The sequence below is a fragment of the Pandoraea horticolens genome, assembly GCF_902459555.1.
Classification (GTDB): domain Bacteria; phylum Pseudomonadota; class Gammaproteobacteria; order Burkholderiales; family Burkholderiaceae; genus Pandoraea; species Pandoraea horticolens.
In genome coordinates this window covers 503,490-518,740 of the sequence record NZ_CABPSM010000001.1, presented here as the reverse complement: position 1 = coordinate 518,740, position 15,251 = coordinate 503,490, and the positions used below count along the sequence as shown (strand labels likewise).

The 15,251-nt window shown below is 63.5% G+C and carries 12 protein-coding genes; 8 read left to right on the top strand and 4 right to left on the bottom strand.

What is annotated here, in order from left to right; genetic code table 11:
• Positions 1-58: 58 nt before the first annotated feature.
• Both PHO31112_RS02410 and PHO31112_RS02405 read right to left on the bottom strand, forming a co-directional pair.
• Positions 59-1,045 carry a response regulator transcription factor gene (locus PHO31112_RS02410; protein ID WP_246177634.1) on the bottom strand — a complete coding sequence of 329 codons (987 nt, stop codon included), beginning with the start codon at positions 1,043-1,045 and terminating at the stop codon, positions 59-61.
• Entirely contained in the window at positions 1,008-4,433 is a 3,426-nt protein-coding gene (locus PHO31112_RS02405; RefSeq protein WP_425495151.1) for an ATP-binding protein, read from the bottom strand. The genes PHO31112_RS02410 and PHO31112_RS02405 overlap by 38 nt, the downstream gene beginning before the upstream one ends.
• Positions 4,434-4,639: 206 nt before the next feature.
• On the opposite strand from PHO31112_RS02405, the gene urtA reads away from it, so the two are divergent.
• From urtA to PHO31112_RS02365, 8 genes are all read left to right on the top strand, one after another.
• Complete coding sequence (urtA, locus tag PHO31112_RS02400) at positions 4,640-5,914, top strand: urea ABC transporter substrate-binding protein (protein ID WP_150619006.1); 1,275 nt, start codon at positions 4,640-4,642, stop codon at positions 5,912-5,914.
• A gap of 55 nt (positions 5,915-5,969) precedes the next feature.
• On the top strand, positions 5,970-6,887 hold the full coding sequence (gene urtB / locus PHO31112_RS02395; RefSeq protein WP_150619005.1) for an urea ABC transporter permease subunit UrtB: 918 nt from the start codon (positions 5,970-5,972) through the stop codon (positions 6,885-6,887).
• Between the two features lie 58 nt (positions 6,888-6,945).
• Entirely contained in the window at positions 6,946-8,130 is a 1,185-nt protein-coding gene (urtC, locus tag PHO31112_RS02390; RefSeq protein ID WP_150619004.1) for an urea ABC transporter permease subunit UrtC, read from the top strand.
• Positions 8,127-8,870 (top strand): urea ABC transporter ATP-binding protein UrtD, encoded by a 744-nt coding sequence (gene urtD / locus PHO31112_RS02385; RefSeq protein WP_150619003.1) that lies wholly within the window; start codon positions 8,127-8,129, stop codon positions 8,868-8,870. Before urtC ends, urtD begins: the two co-directional genes overlap by 4 nt.
• Before the next feature lie 14 nt (positions 8,871-8,884).
• Positions 8,885-9,574: an urea ABC transporter ATP-binding subunit UrtE gene (urtE, locus tag PHO31112_RS02380; protein ID WP_150619002.1), complete on the top strand. Its 690-nt coding sequence runs from the start codon at positions 8,885-8,887 to the stop codon at positions 9,572-9,574.
• Between the two features lie 68 nt (positions 9,575-9,642).
• Complete coding sequence (fmdA, locus tag PHO31112_RS02375; protein ID WP_150619001.1) at positions 9,643-10,881, top strand: formamidase; 1,239 nt, start codon at positions 9,643-9,645, stop codon at positions 10,879-10,881.
• A gap of 52 nt (positions 10,882-10,933) precedes the next feature.
• On the top strand, positions 10,934-11,287 hold the full coding sequence (locus tag PHO31112_RS02370; protein WP_150619000.1) for an FmdB family zinc ribbon protein: 354 nt from the start codon (positions 10,934-10,936) through the stop codon (positions 11,285-11,287).
• Between the two features lie 79 nt (positions 11,288-11,366).
• On the top strand, positions 11,367-12,395 hold the full coding sequence (locus tag PHO31112_RS02365) for an aliphatic amidase (protein WP_150618999.1): 1,029 nt from the start codon (positions 11,367-11,369) through the stop codon (positions 12,393-12,395).
• A 33-nt stretch (positions 12,396-12,428) separates the two neighbouring features.
• Here PHO31112_RS02365 and PHO31112_RS02360 read toward each other — a convergent pair whose 3' ends face one another.
• Both PHO31112_RS02360 and PHO31112_RS02355 read right to left on the bottom strand, forming a co-directional pair.
• On the bottom strand, positions 12,429-13,928 hold the full coding sequence (locus PHO31112_RS02360; RefSeq protein WP_150618998.1) for a M81 family metallopeptidase: 1,500 nt from the start codon (positions 13,926-13,928) through the stop codon (positions 12,429-12,431).
• Positions 13,925-15,187: a Zn-dependent hydrolase gene (locus PHO31112_RS02355; RefSeq protein WP_150618997.1), complete on the bottom strand. Its 1,263-nt coding sequence runs from the start codon at positions 15,185-15,187 to the stop codon at positions 13,925-13,927. The genes PHO31112_RS02360 and PHO31112_RS02355 overlap by 4 nt, the downstream gene beginning before the upstream one ends.
• Positions 15,188-15,251 lie beyond the last annotated feature (64 nt).

The window sequence follows — 15,251 nt, the reverse complement described above, 5'->3', positions numbered from 1 at the left end:
GAGGTAGGTAGCTCAGTGCGAACGCAGTGCCAATCAGTTTCACTGCATGAGGCCGACCTCACCGCCGATCGAGGACTTTCACCACCAGCGCGGCGGCGGTCGCGCGAGTTTCCACGTGGAGCTTTCGGAACAGATGTTCGAGGTGCTTGTTGACTGTGCGGGGCGCCATGCCGAGGATGTCCCCGATGTCGCGATTGGCTTTGCCGCGCGACACCCACAGGAGCACTTCGGCTTCGCGTGCGGTCAGGCCGAAGCGCAGGGCAAGCGCCGTGCAGTAAGCGGTGTCGTCGGCTTCCGTGAGCGTGATGATCCACTCGCCGGTCTTCGGGGCCGGGGCAGCCGTGGCGGAACGGCGAACGTTCTCGAGTACGCATTCATGGACGACGTCCGCCTGCGCGCCGTGCGCAAGCCAGGCCACGAACCAATGCAGCAATGGGGCAGGCAAACGCGGTTTGACGACGTCCTCGTGCGGCGCACCGTAGGCCGCGATTTGCCGCGCCGCCTGAGGACTCTGCCAGCGGATCGTGCCGTCCTCCGAGACGATGAGCGCCGCGCGCGCGTCGAGCGAGAGCGCCGCCTGTGCATAGGATTGCGCGCGCGAGCGCACCACATGCGCGCCAATGCGCGCGCACACCTCTTCCGGGCGCACGGGTTTCGTCACGTAATCGATGCCCCCGACGCGAAAGCCCCGCACGACATGCTCGCTTTCCGTCAGCGACGTCATGAAGATGACCGGAAGATGCTCGTGACGCGGATCCTGTTTGATCCGCATGCAGGTCTCGAAGCCGTCCATCGCGGGCATCATCGCGTCGAGCAGCACGACATCTGGCGTGACCCGCGACAGACACTTCAATGCCGCCTCGCCGCTTAACGCGACGAGCACCGCATAACCGTTCGCTTGCAGGGTATCGGAGAGAAAGGCGAGATTGTCGGGCGTGTCGTCCACGATCAGTACGACGGGACGGTTTCCCAGCCACTCAGGCGGGTCGCTCGCCTCCGTGCGCACGTCATGCACCGGTGGCGCGGGGCAGGTGGACAAGCTCATTTTCAAGTTCCCTTAGCTGAAAGCGTTCGGCAAGTGCGCGTAGCGTGTCGATCTGGGCGGACAACGCCGGGTGGACGCGACGCGCCTCGTCGAGTTGCTCGACGACCCCCTGCACATAGCCGACGTCGAGATGCTCGCGGATACGCTGCAAGACCCCCTCGGGCAGCGCGAGCCGGATGGCGCCGGACGCCGCCGCCGATGTCTCCGCCCGCGCGGGGCTGGGCGGCGCCATCGGTTCCGACGCAATCCATTCCAGCGAAAGCAGTTGCGCGAGCTTGTCGAGCAACAGATTCACCTGCAACGGCTTGGCCAGATAGCCTGCGCAGCCGGACGCGCCGGCACGCTCGCGATCGTCGGCGAAAGCGTTGGCCGAGAGCAATACGACGGGCGCCTCCGAGAGCTGATTCTCACGAATCAGGCGGCTGGTTTCGTAGCCATCCATCAACGGCATGGAGATGTCCATGATGATCGCGTCGGCGGTGTGGGTGCCCAGCCATCGCAACGCGTCAGGACCGCTGGCGACTTCGGTCACGCCGAAGCCCAGCGGCGTGAGCAGTTGGACGACGATCCCCCGCTGATCGGCCAGGTCGTCCACCACCAGAATCGTGCGGCGCGGACCGGCGTACCCGCGAATGCCCGCCAACTCGGTGTAGACGTCGGGTGCGCTTCGCACCGCCGGTGCGAAGAGTTTCACGATGAAGCGCGTGCCGCGTCCGACCTCGCTGTGCGCGTCCAGACTGCCGCCGAGCGCATGCGTGAGCAATCGGCAGATCGTCAGTCCGAGGCCCGCGCCGTGATCGTCCGCTTGGGCGGCGTCGCCGCGCTCGAACGGCAGGAAGAGACGCGCCATTTCCTCAGGCGCGATGCCGGGTCCGGTATCGATCACTTCGAACTTCAGCGTGTCCAGCGCGTGACTCACGCGCAGCGTCACCGTCCCTGCTGACGTGAAGCGAATCGCGTTGCCGATCAGGTTGGTGAGAATCTGCCCGAGGTACTTCTGATCGCACTTCACCGTCCCCGGAATTCGACCGACGGTCTGGACATCGAAGGCGAGCGCCTTTTCCATCGCCAACGGACTCATCATCGACGACACGTGAGACACGAAATCGGTCAGCGACACTTTCGTGATGTTCAATTGCAGCTTGCCGGCCTCGATGCGCGCGACGTCCAGCAGTCCGTCGACCAGCGCAAGCAGATGCTCGCCGCTGCGATGGATGGTGCGCACCGCGTTGTAGCGCGTTGGGGACAGTTCTTCCTTCGCCTGCATCAGAAGCTGCGCATAGCCGAGGATGCTGTTGAGCGGCGTCCGTAGTTCGTGACTGAGGCCCGATACATAACGGCTCTTGGCCTGATTTGCCGACTCGGCGGCCGCAGTCGCGCGCTTAAGCGCCTCGTCGGTCTTCTGGTGCGCTTCGATTTCCTGCATCAGCAATTCGTTCTGCCGTTGCGATTCTTCTTCCGTGACGCGGCGGCTCTCGCGCTCCAGCACGAACCACCATGCCGCGATGCAGCCCACGAGGGCGAGCGAGAAGAAGATCTTGAGGAAGCTGCTTCCTATGACCCCGACTTCCGCCGCGCTGATCGACGCCACACTCTGCGACCAGATCAGAAACAGAACGCCGGCCAACACGGCAAGGATGGCCAGCACGAGGCTCGCATAGCGAATGAGCCGCAACGCCGCCGGCCCCAGTCGCAGGCGCGGAAACACGCAGTGTAATGCGCGATCGGCCTGCGCGGAGAAGCGCGCATGCGGCTTGCAGCGATCGTGGCAACGGGAGTCCAGCGAGCAGCAAAGCGAGCAGATCGTGCCGCCATATGCCGGACAGTGGGCCGTGTCCTCCGGCTCGAATGCGTGCTCACAGATCGCACAGCGCAGCGATCTGGCGTCGCCGGTCGATTGCGGCATGCGCGCGAGGTAGTACTTGCCGCGTGTCGCGATGGCAATGATCGGCGCGCAGACGAACGCCACGCCGAAGGCGAGGAACAGCGACATCGCCTCGCCAAGCTCGCCGAAGACGCCAGCCCGGGCCGTGAGGGCCGCCACGACGCCCAGCAACATCGCGCCCAGCCCGACGGGATTCACATCATAGAGATGCGCGCGTTTGAACTCGATGTGACGCGGGCTGTATCCCAATGGTTTGTTGATGACGAGATCGGCGCACAGCGCGCCTATCCAGGCCACGGCGACATTCGCATACAGCGAGAGCACTTTGCCGATCACCTCGAAGACACCGATCTCCACGAGCAGCAGCGCGATCATCACGTTGAAGACGAGCCACACCACGCGCCCCGGATGACTGTGCGTGAGACGCGCAAAGAAGTTCGACCAGGCCAGTGATCCCGCATACGCGTTCGTCACGTTGATCTTGAGTTGCGAGACGATGACGAAAAGCGTCATGACCGGCAGCGCCCAGCTGGCCAGCCCTGCCGGATCGAGCAGGATGTGATAAGCGACGAGATACATCTGCGTGGGCTGCGCGGCTTGTGCGACCCCCACTTCATTCTGGATCGCCACAAATGCGAGGAAGGCGCCGCCGAGCATCTTCAGCGCACCGGGTACGATCCAGCCCGGACCGGCGGACAGCAGCGCGAGCCACCAGCGCTTGCGGTTGCGCGCCGTCAGCGGCGGCAGGAAGCGCAGATAGTCCACCTGTTCGCCGATCTGCACGATCAGCGCGAACACGACCGTCGACGCCTGCCCGAACGCAATGAGACTGAACGCCCGGCCTTGCGGGGCGAATCCCGCGAACGTGGTCCACTCGCGCATCATCCCGGGGTGGTGCCACAGCACTGCGGCGTAGGGCAACACGAACAGCACGATCCACAGCGGCTGCGTCCAGCTTTGCAGCCGGTTGATGAGCGTGATGCCGAACATCACCAGCGGAATCACGACGAGCGAACTCACGACATACGCGAGCGCCAGCGAGATGTGGAAATAGAGCTGTAACGCCAGCGCCATGATGGCCGCTTCGAGCGCGAAGAACAGGAATGTGAAGATGGCGTAAAGGAACGACGTCACCGTCGAGCCTATGTAACCGAAGCCGGCGCCGCGCGTGAGCAGATCCATGTCCACGCCGTAGCGTGCCGCGTAATAGCTGATCGGCAGGCTCGTCAGGAAAATCAGGATCGAGACGGCGGCGATGGCCCAGACCGCGTTGGTGAAGCCGTAATTGATGACAAGGCTGCCGCCGATGGCCTCCAGCACCAGAAACGACACGCCGCCGATTGCCGTGGTCGCGACGCGAAATTCCGACCAGCGGCGAAACGAGCGCGGGGTGAAGCGCAGCGCATAGTCTTCCAGCGTCTCGTCGCCGACCCAGGCGTTGTAATCCCGCCGCACCTTCACGATGCGCTGAGTGCTGAGCGCGCTGACTGAACTTTGGTGCATCTTGGCCATGAAGACGTGAAGACGATCCGGATTGGTGCAAAAAGCGTCGGGTGTAAAGCCCAAAGCAAATTACATTCCACCCCCCCGCCCGGGGAATACGTCAATCGACGTATTCCGATCGTCAAATTGGCTCCCTACATTGCGTTCAAACCCGTGAAACCCGCCCGCTGCGCTTCTCGCACAGGGCTTATGACCAGGAGAACGTGATGTCCGCAGACGATCGATTCGAAGATGACGAGCGCATGGCTTCGCCGTTGCGCAGGCGGTTGCTCGGCGGCCTTGCCGCGGCCCCGCTCATGGCGCTGGGCCTGCCGCGAACGTCGTTCGCACAGGTGCCGCCGACGGCTAAGGTGAACACCACCGGCCTCGCCGTAACCGACACCACGGTCACGGTCGGCCAGTTGCACTCGGCAACCGGCACGATGGCGATCTCCGAGACGGGCTCGATTCAGGCAGAGCGTCTTGCCATCGAACAGATCAATGCGATGGGCGGCGTGCTCGGACGTAAGATCAACATCATTCAGGAAGACGGTGCGTCCGACTGGCCAACCTACGCCGAGAAATCCAAGAAGTTGCTCGAGAACGACCACGTCGCGGCCGTTTTCGGTTGCTGGACGTCGGCCTCGCGCAAGGCGGTGCTGCCGGTGTTCGAGAAGGACAACGGCTTGCTGTACTACCCGACGTTCTATGAAGGTCTGGAGCAGTCGAAGAACGTCTTCTACACCGGTCAGGAAGCCACGCAGCAGATTCTCTGGGCGCTCGACTGGGCGTCGAACACGAAGAAGGCCAAGACGTTCTTCCTGATTGGTTCCGACTACATCTGGCCGCGCACGTCGAACAAGATCGCGCGCCGTCATATCGAGCAGCATCTTCACGCGAAGGTGGTCGGCGAAGAGTATTACCCGCTCGGCACGACCGAGTTCAATTCGCTGATGAACAAGATCAAGCTCGCACGTCCCGACTGCATTTTCGCGACGGTGGTGGGCGGCTCGAACGTGGCGTTCTACAAGCAACTCAAGGCAGCGGGCATCACGCCCCAGAAGCAATTCCTGCTGACCCTTTCCGTCACGGAAGACGAAGTGCTGGGCATTGGCGGCGAAAACTTCGCGGGCTTCTACTCCTCGATGAAGTACTTCCAGTCGCTGGATAACGACAACAACAAGAAGTTCGTCGCCGCGTTCAAGGCGCGCTACGGCGCGAAATCGGTGATCGGCGACGTGACACAGGCGGCCTACCTCGGCCCCTGGATCTGGAAGGCCGCGTGCGAGCGCGCGGGCAGCTTCGACGTGAACAAGGTGGTCGCCGCGTCAGCGGGCATTGAACTGCCCAACGCACCCCAGGGCTACGCGAAGGTCGATCCGAACCATCACCTGTGGAGCCGATCGCTGATCGGCGAAGGGCAGGCGGACGGACAGTTCAAGGTCGTGGCGAGTTCGCCGGAGCCGATCCATCCGGATCCGTTCCCGAAGGGCTACATGTAATCCCTCAACCCGCACAGGCGCGACGACCGGACGGTCGTCGCGCGAGGAGCGTCAGATGTCCGCCAACGACATTCTCAATATCACGCTGATGCAAGGCTTTGCGGGACTGCGCCTGTTCAGCGTTCTGCTGCTCATGGGGCTCGGACTGGCCGTGATCTTCGGGCAGATGGGCGTCATCAACATGGCGCACGGCGAATTCATGACCATCGGCGCCTATACCGTCTACATGTTTTCGTGGGCCACCCAGAACGTCTGGCCGGTATTCGCGCCGGTGTATTTCTTCTTCGCCATCGTCGCCGCCTTCGTGCTCGCCTTCGGAGCGGGATGGCTGGCGGAATGGGCGCTGATCCGGCATCTGTACCGGCGTCCGCTCGACACGTTGCTCGCCACCTGGGGCCTGAGTCTGGGCATGCAGCAAGTGTTCCGTTCGACGTTCGGGCCGAAAGAAGTCAGCCCGGCGCTGCCCGACTGGCTCATGGGGTCGTGGGAGCCGGCACCCGGTCTCGACATTCCGGTGAGCGGCATGTTCGTGATGGCGCTCGCGCTCGTCATGACGGGCGGCCTGTTGCTGGCGCTGTACCGCTCGCGCTGGGGGCTGCGTGTGCGCGCGACCGTCGCCAACCGGCCGATGGCAAATGCGGCGGGCATCAATACCCGCCGCACCGACCGGATGACATTCGCGATCGGCTGCGGCATCGCCGGCGTCGCCGGTGCGGCGTTCACGGCCATCGGGTCGACAGGGCCGACCAGCGGCTCGCTCTATATCGTCGATTCGTTCCTGGTGGTGACGTTCGGCGGCGCGGCGAGCCTGCTCGGCACGGTGGCCTCGGCCTTCGGCATTGCGCAGATGCAGTCGATCAGCGAGTTTTTCCTTTCCGGTTCGATTGCCCGCGTGCTGACGCTCCTCACCGTGGTGGTCATTCTGATGCTGCGCCCGCAGGGCCTGTTCGCTTCGAAAGTCCGGCGCGCGTGATCCGCCGGTGTGCCGGTGCCTCGGTCGTCGACCGATTCCTCTGTATGGAGAGATGTACATGGAACCCATCCAAACCTCGGCGGGCGGCGTCTCCCTCCGATCCGAGGCCCCCGTCCCCCCCGTCGGCTGGCGCGCAATGCTGGCGCGCTTCGACGCTTCGGGCTACGCGGGCATCGTGATACTGGCCGTGCTCATCGTCGTCGTGTTTCCGCTCGCGCTCGACGCGTTTCGCCTGAACCTCATGGGCAAGTACCTGACGTATGCGTTCGTCGCCGTCGGACTGGTGATCGCATGGGGTTACGGCGGCGTGCTCAGTCTCGGGCAGGGCGTCTTCTTCGGGCTTGGCGGTTATGCGATGGCGATGTTTCTCAAGCTCGAAGCGTCGAGCGCCGCGGCCACGAGTACGCAGACCACCCCGGGCATTCCGGACTTCATGGACTGGAATCAGCTCACCGCGCTGCCGGATTGGTGGAAGCCGTTTCACTATCTGCCGTTCTCGATCATCGCGGTGCTCGTCGTGCCGACGGCGCTTGCCTTCGTGATCGGTTACGCGATGTTCAAACGGCGGGTCGGCGGTGTGTATTTCGCCATCATCACGCAGGCCGTGGCGCTGATTCTGTCGGTGCTCATCATCGGCCAACAGGGCTATACCGGTGGGGTGAACGGCATCACCGATCTGCGCACGCTGCTCGGCTGGGACATTCGCACGGACCACGCGAAGCTCGTTCTTTACTTCGTCAACGCCGCGTTGCTGATCGTCGCGTTGCTGCTGTGCCGGTGGGTGCAGCGCGGCAAGCTCGGTACGCTGCTGCTGGCCATGCGAGACAAGGAGGACCGTGTGCGGTTCTCGGGCTACGACGTTTCGATGTTCAAGGTGTTCTCATTCTGCTTCGCCGCGTTGCTCGCTGCGATCGGCGGCGCGATGTTCACGCTTCAGGTCGGTTTCATGTCGCCGTCGTTCGTGGGCATCGTGCCGTCCATCGAGATGGTGATTTATGCGGCGGTCGGCGGACGTATGTCGCTTGTCGGCGCGGTGTACGGCGCGATTCTCGTCAATCTGGGCAAGAGCTGGTTCTCCGAGAGTTTCCCCAACCTCTGGCTGTATCTGATGGCGGCCATGTTCATCGGCGTGGTGATGGCCTTCCCGAACGGTCTGGCCGGTCTTTTCGATGCGCATGTGCGCCCGCGAATTCGCCGTTTTCTCGGCGCCGGGGGCAAGACAGAATGGGAGCGTAAAGCATGAGCAACACCGACTTTCTTCTGGCGATAGAAGACCTCACCGTTTCGTTCGACGGGTTCAAGGCCATCGATTCCCTGAATCTGTATCTGGAGCGTGGTGAGTTGCGTGTCGTGATCGGTCCCAACGGCGCCGGCAAGACGACGCTGCTCGATCTAATCTGCGGCAAGACGAAGGAGACGGCGGGCAGCATCAAGTTTCGCAACGAGGAAATCACGCGACTGGCCGAGTTCAGACGCGTGCACAAGGGGATAGGCCGCAAGTTTCAGACGCCGTCGATCTACGAAAACCTGAGCGTCGCGCAGAACCTCGAAGTGTCGTTCCCGCGTGGGCGCGGCGTGTTCGGCGCGCTTTTCTACCGCACGGATAGCGAGGTTGCGGACCGTGTCCGATCCGTTGCCGAGGAGATCGGTCTGTCGGCCTCGCTCGACCTCGAAGCCGGTTTACTGTCGCACGGACAGAAGCAGTGGTTGGAAATTGGTATGCTTCTTATGCAGGACCCCGAACTTTTGATGCTGGATGAGCCGATTGCCGGCATGAGCGTGCGCGAGCGCGAGCTGACGGCTGAGCTGCTCGATCGAATTTGTCGCAACCGCTCGATGATCGTCATCGAGCACGACATGGCTTTCGTCGAGCGGATCGCGCACAAGGTCACCGTGATGCATCAGGGAAAGATTCTCGCCGAGGGCCCAATGGCCAAGGTGCAATCCGACCCGCGTGTGATCGATGTTTATCTCGGACACTGATTGGAGGACACATCATGTTGGAAGTCGATGATCTTGTCGTCAGCTATGGCCAGAGCGAGGTGCTGCACGGCATCGGATTTTCCGTCGCCAGCGGCGAAAGCGTTGCGGTGATGGGCCGCAACGGGATGGGCAAAACAACATTGTTCAAGTCGTTGATTGGCATGTTGCCCGCGAATCGCGGCACCGTTCGTGTGGGCGGTGTCGACGTGTCTAGGGACGAGAGCTTCCGGCGCGTGGCCAAGGGGATCGGTTACGTTCCGCAGGGTCGCCAGATCTTTGCATCGCTCACCGTCGAAGAGAACATCCAGACCGGGCTCGAGAATGCGGCGAGCCAGTCCGTTCCCGACGATCTCTACGCGTTGTTTCCCGTGCTGTTCGACATGCGCCGCCGCAAGGGCGGCAATCTCTCCGGCGGACAGCAGCAACAACTCGCCATTGCGCGCGCGCTCGCAACCGATCCCAAGGTACTGCTGCTCGACGAGCCGACCGAGGGGATACAGCCGTCCGTCATCAAGGACATTGCACGGGCGCTCAATCACATTCGCGCGACGCGCAACATCGCCGTGGTCGTTTCCGAGCAGGTGCTGAGTTTCGCGATGGACGTGGCGGACCGACTGTTCGTTATCGAGGGCGGGCGTTTCGTTCATCAGAGCACGCGGGACGCCGGCGATGCCGGGCGCATACGCGAATACCTCTCCGTGTAATCCGACGCCGCGTGGCGTCATTGATCGCCGGTGTCTGGCACCGGCATTTGAAACCAGGAGCGAGTGCAATGGCCGAAACTCTTATCAAGGTCGACCTGAACCAATCCGCGTACGAAAACGAGCAGGTGCACAACCGTTGGCATCCGGATATCCCGATGGCGTGCTGGGTGAATCCCGGCGACGACTTCATTCTCGAGACGTACGACTGGACCGGCGGCTTCATCAAGAACAACGACAGCGCCGACGATGTTCGCGATATCGACCTGTCGATCGTGCATTTTCTCTCGGGGCCGGTGGGCGTGCATGGCGCGCAGCCCGGCGATCTGCTGGTCGTCGATCTGCTCGACATCGGCGCGAAGCAGGACAGTCAGTGGGGCTTCAACGGCTTCTTCTCGAAGACGAACGGCGGTGGCTTTCTGACCGATCATTTTCCGCATGCGCAGAAGTCGATCTGGGATTTCCACGGGCTTTACACGAGTTCGCGGCATATTCCGGGCGTGAATTTCGCCGGGCTGATTCACCCGGGACTGATCGGCTGTCTGCCCGATCCGAAATTGCTTCAGACGTGGAACGCGCGCGAGGTCGGCCTGATCGCGACGGAGCCGGACCGCGTGCCGCCGCTGGCCAACCCGCCGTTCGCCGCGACGGCGCACATGGGCAAGCTGACGGGCGACGCGCGCAACAAGGCTGCCGCCGAAGGCGCGCGCACGGTGCCGCCGCGCGAGCATGGCGGGAACTGCGACATCAAGGATCTTTCGCGCGGCTCGAAGGTTTTCTTCCCGGTGTATGTCGATGGCGCAGGGCTGTCTGTGGGCGACCTTCACTTCAGTCAGGGGGACGGCGAGATCACGTTCTGCGGCGCCATCGAGATGGCGGGGTGGGTGCACATGCGTGTCAACGTGATCAAAGGCGGCATGGCGAAGTACGGCATTCGCAATCCGGTGTTCCAGCCGAGTCCCATCACGCCGGCGTACAACGACTATCTGATCTTCGAGGGTATCTCGGTCGACGAGCAGGGCGGGCAGCACTATCTGGATGTCACGGTCGCCTATCGTCAGGCGTGCCTGAACGCCATCGAGTATCTAAAGAAGTTCGGCTACTCGGGGGCGCAGGCGTACTCGTTGCTCGGTTGTGCGCCGGTGCAGGGGCATATCAGCGGCGTGGTCGACATTCCGAATGCGTGTGCGACGTTGTGGTTGCCGACGCAGATCTTCGACTTCGACATCCGTCCGAATGCCGACGGACCGATTCGTCATGTGACGGGTAGTGTCGACATGCCGTGTTCGCCAGATCTGGTGAAGGGCTGACGCGGCGTGCGCCACGAGCATCACTCACGAGATAAGACAACAGGAGGCGGAGATGCCGATTTACGACTTCGAATGTACGACGTGCGGACCGTTCGCCGTCATGCGGCGCATGGCGGATCGCGACACACCGTGCCACTGCCCGGATTGTGGGGGTGAGGGCACGCGCGTGATGACGGCGCCATCGCTTGCGTTGATGGGAAGTGCGAGTCGCGCGGCGCACGCCACGAACGAGCGGGCTGCACATGCACCGCGTCATTCCGGCGACGGGCCGTCGTCGCGTCATCGACCGGGGTGCAGTTGCTGCACCGGCGGCAAGGTGTCGCTGGCGGGGGCGAGCGGGCAGACGTCCACGGCAACGGGCGGGCTGAAGCGGCCGGCGGGACGGCCCTGGATGATCAGCCATTGATTCTTTTGGAAGGGTTCGGCACGGCCCGGGGTCTCCGGGCCGTGCGTCGGGACCGCGAGTTTTGAAGGAGAAGGGATTCATGCGACATGGGGATATTTCGAGTAGCCGCGACTGTGTGGGCGTTGCGGTCGTCAACTACAAGATGCCGCGTTTGCATACGAAGGCTGAGGTATTGGAGAACGCGCGCAAGATCGCCGGCATGGTCGTCGGCATGAAGCAGGGGTTGCCCGGCATGGATCTCGTGATCTTTCCCGAGTACTCGACGCACGGGATCATGTACGACCGTCAGGAGATGTTCGACACCGCAGCGACGGTGCCGGGCGAAGAGACGGACATTTTCTCGGCGGCATGTCGCAAGGCGAATGTGTGGGGCGTGTTTTCGCTCACGGGTGAACGGCACGAGGATCATCCGAACAAGGTACCTTACAACACGCTGGTGCTGATCGACAATCGCGGGGAGATCGTGCAGAAGTACCGCAAGATTATGCCGTGGACACCCATCGAAGGCTGGTACCCCGGCGACCGCACTTACGTGACGGAGGGGCCGAAGGGGCTGAAGATCAGTTTGATCATCTGCGATGACGGCAACTATCCGGAGATCTGGCGGGATTGCACGATGAGCGGTGCGGAACTGGTGGTGCGTTGTCAGGGGTATATGTACCCGGCCAAGGATCAGCAGGTGCTTGTGGCGAAGGCGATGGCGTGGATGAACAACACGTATGTGGCTGTCGCGAACGCGACGGGCTGGGACGGTGTGTATTCGTACTTCGGCCACTCGGCGATCGTCGGCTTCGACGGCCGCACACTCGGTGAGTGCGGCGAGGAGGAGATGGGCGTGCAATACGCGGAGCTGTCCGTGAGCGCGATTCGCGACGCGCGCAAGAACATGCAGTCGCAGAACCATCTGTATAAGTTGCTTCACCGCGGATACACCGGGACGATCCATTCCGGCGAGAGCGTGAACGGCGTCGCCGATTGCCCGTTCGGGTTCTACCGCGATTGGGTCACCGACCCGGAAGGCACCCAGCGCAAAGTCGAGGCCATCACCCGCTCGACACCCGGGACTGAAGAGTGCCCGATTGACGGGATTCCTTGTGGGAGAGGTTGAGAGGGGGCGGGCCGTGAAGGCTCGCCACTGCACTCATCCTCCGAACTTCACCTCCCGATCCAGCGGATACACCGGACGGTTCAGGTGCGAGAACGGGAACAGCGCGTAATTCGAACTTGTCACACCGTCGCTGTCGCATTCGACGAGACCTGCCGAGATCGGCACGAACACCGGACGGCAATACATGCGCGACTTCAGCAGCAGGAAGCGTTCGTTGCGCGGATCGAGGCCAACGCAGGTGAAGACGCCGTGATCCCACGCCTCGTGCGTGCGTTCGGTGACGACAATACGCGCCGCACCGATATCGAACAGCACCGTGCGTCCCATGTAACAGCGTTGGCCCGTGTATGTCGGTCCGGTGACGACGTATTCGCCATCGCCGATCTTGCGCACGATGCCCGTGAGGACCGGGGGCGTCTTGGTAATGCCCAATTGCGACAGTGGCCGTTTGTTGCCGACGGCCAGCGTGACTTCGGCGCCCTCGCCTGCGGCGATCAACGTCGCCACCGCTTCCGGATCGCACAGCGGGCCGACGCCGATGCCCGTCAGGCCGCCCGCGAGTGCGGCTTCGAGCACGTCCATCGTGTCGCAGGTGCCGCCCGACATGCAGTTGTCGCTGTGATCGAGCAGCAGCACCGGCTTGTCGGCGCCGTCGGCCAATTGTTTCGCTTGCGCAATCGATTCGGCCAGCGGTGCGCTGCGATAGACGAAGCCGTCGCGCTCGTCCCAAATCTGTGCCGCGATACGATCCGCGACGGCCTGCGCACGCGCCACGCCCGCCTCGCCGTCGTCCGCCGTGACCACGACGCTGATGCACGGCGCCGGAATGTCGGCGAGCGAGAAGCCGGAGAACACCGACACCGCCGGAATGCCCTCCTCGGCTTCGGCACGCCGCGCGGCGTCGAGGGCGCGTTTCATCGCTCCGCCGTGACTGGTGCTGCGCAGCGTGTGCACCATCAACGGCGGCTGTTGCCACACCACCTTGGGGCGGCGCTTGCCTGCGAGCATGTCGAAGAGAAGCCGTCCGGCATGCTCACCGGTTTCGTACATGTCGATGTGAGGGTACGTCTTGAAGCCCACGACGATATCGGCATGGGTCACGATCTTCGGTGTGATGTTCGAATGAAGGTCCAGTGCCACGGCAATCGGCGTGGCGGGCGCTACCGCGCGCAGGCGTTCGAGCAAATCGCCCTCGCCGTCGTCGCTGTTCTCGGCGACCATCGCGCCGTGCAGATCGAGCAGGATGGCGTCGACGCCGCTCGCCGCCGCCACGATCCGGCGGCAGAGTTCGTCGTAGGCGCCGGCCGCCACCGGACCACTCGGATTGGCGCTGGCGGAGACGGGCGTCACTATCTCGGCGCCTGCGGCTTCGGCCAGATCGATGAACGCGGCCATCGCCGTGCGCATGCCTTTGTTGTCGCGATAGGCGGCCTCGTCGTACGCCGGTCCGTGATTGCCGAAGGCTTCGAGCGGCGTGGGCACCGGCGAGAACGTGTTCGTCTCGTGATTCATCCGCGCGATCATGACTTTCATGCGGCACCTCCTGCGCGTTGCAGCATCGCCTGCAACAGCACGTTGCAACCGGCTTCGAGGTGCGCCGGATCGGCATCCTCGATTTCGTTGTGGCTGATGCCGTCCTTGCACGGCACGAAGATCATCGCCGTCGGGGCCACGCGCGCCAGATAAACCGCATCGTGCCCGGCACCGCTGATGGCATCCATCGACGACAGACCAAGCGCTTTGGCGGCATCGCGAATCGCGCCCACGAGTTCCGGTGCAAACGGTTGCGGCGGGAAGTACACCACCTGTTCGATGGCGACGTCGATGCCCTTCGTGCTCAACGCGGCGCACTCGGCGCGCAGCTTGGCGTTCAGGGTGTCGAGCGTGGCGTCGTCTGCCGCGCGCAGATCGACGGAGAGCTTCACACGGCCCGGAATGACGTTGCGCGAGTTCGGATAGTTGTCGACCCAGCCGACGGTGCCGCGTGCGTGCGGTGCGTGCTCGCACGCGATGCGGTTCACTGCCTGAATCAACTGGGCAGCGGCGAGCAACGCGTCGCGGCGCAACTCCATCGGTGTGGGGCCCGCATGCGCCTCCATGCCGGTGACGGTGACGTCGTACCAGCGCTGACCCAGCGCGCCTTGCACCACGCCGATGGTTTTCTCGTGGGCTTCGAGCACCGGGCCCTGCTCGATGTGGGCTTCGAAGTACGCCCCGACGGCCCCTGTCTGACCGACCGCCGGCGCCGCGCCGGCATAGCCGATGGCGCACAACGCTTCGGCGACGCTCACGCCGTCGTGGTCTTTCTGTGCGAGCGCGTGTTCCAGCGTGAAGGCGCCCGCGTAGACGCCGGACCCCATCATCACGGGGACGAAGCGCGACCCCTCTTCGTTAGTCCAGACGGCGACTTCGAGCGGCGCTTCGGTCACGATGCCGTGGTCGCTGAGCGCGCGCAGCACCTCTAGTCCGGCGAGCACACCGTAGTTGCCGTCGAACTTGCCGCCGGTCGGCTGGGTGTCGATGTGGCTGCCGGTCATGACGGGCGGCAGTGCGTCGTTGCGTCCGGCGCGGCGCGCGAAGATGTTGCCGATGGCGTCGATACGCACCGTGCAACCGATCTCCTTTGCCCACTTCACGAACAGATCGCGGCCTTGCCGGTCGAGTTCGGTCAGCGCCAGGCGGCAGACGCCGCCCTTGGCGGTCGCGCCGATTTGCGCGAGTTGCATGAGGCTGCCCCACAGGCGCGCGCCGTCGACGCGCACTGCGGCAGCCGGTTGATCGAGACGTTCCATGTTCACAAGTCCTTCAGAGCGTGCGCCGCGCGGTTTACGCTGGCGCATGCGTTGGCAGAACGGC

What these genes read in the sequence shown, in the direction of transcription:
- PHO31112_RS02365 (WP_150618999.1), top strand. Translation starts at nt 11,367, where the DNA reads ATGCGACATGGGGATATTTCGAGTAGCCGCGACTGTGTGGGCGTTGCG.
- urtE (WP_150619002.1), top strand. Translation starts at nt 8,885, where the DNA reads ATGTTGGAAGTCGATGATCTTGTCGTCAGCTATGGCCAGAGCGAGGTG.
- urtA (WP_150619006.1), top strand. Translation starts at nt 4,640, where the DNA reads ATGTCCGCAGACGATCGATTCGAAGATGACGAGCGCATGGCTTCGCCG.
- PHO31112_RS02355 (WP_150618997.1), bottom strand. Translation starts at nt 15,187, where the DNA reads ATGGAACGTCTCGATCAACCGGCTGCCGCAGTGCGCGTCGACGGCGCG.
- urtD (WP_150619003.1), top strand. Translation starts at nt 8,127, where the DNA reads ATGAGCAACACCGACTTTCTTCTGGCGATAGAAGACCTCACCGTTTCG.
- urtB (WP_150619005.1), top strand. Translation starts at nt 5,970, where the DNA reads ATGTCCGCCAACGACATTCTCAATATCACGCTGATGCAAGGCTTTGCG.
- PHO31112_RS02405 (WP_425495151.1), bottom strand. Translation starts at nt 4,433, where the DNA reads ATGCACCAAAGTTCAGTCAGCGCGCTCAGCACTCAGCGCATCGTGAAG.
- fmdA (WP_150619001.1), top strand. Translation starts at nt 9,643, where the DNA reads ATGGCCGAAACTCTTATCAAGGTCGACCTGAACCAATCCGCGTACGAA.
- urtC (WP_150619004.1), top strand. Translation starts at nt 6,946, where the DNA reads ATGGAACCCATCCAAACCTCGGCGGGCGGCGTCTCCCTCCGATCCGAG.
- PHO31112_RS02410 (WP_246177634.1), bottom strand. Translation starts at nt 1,045, where the DNA reads ATGAGCTTGTCCACCTGCCCCGCGCCACCGGTGCATGACGTGCGCACG.
- PHO31112_RS02360 (WP_150618998.1), bottom strand. Translation starts at nt 13,928, where the DNA reads ATGAAAGTCATGATCGCGCGGATGAATCACGAGACGAACACGTTCTCG.
- PHO31112_RS02370 (WP_150619000.1), top strand. Translation starts at nt 10,934, where the DNA reads ATGCCGATTTACGACTTCGAATGTACGACGTGCGGACCGTTCGCCGTC.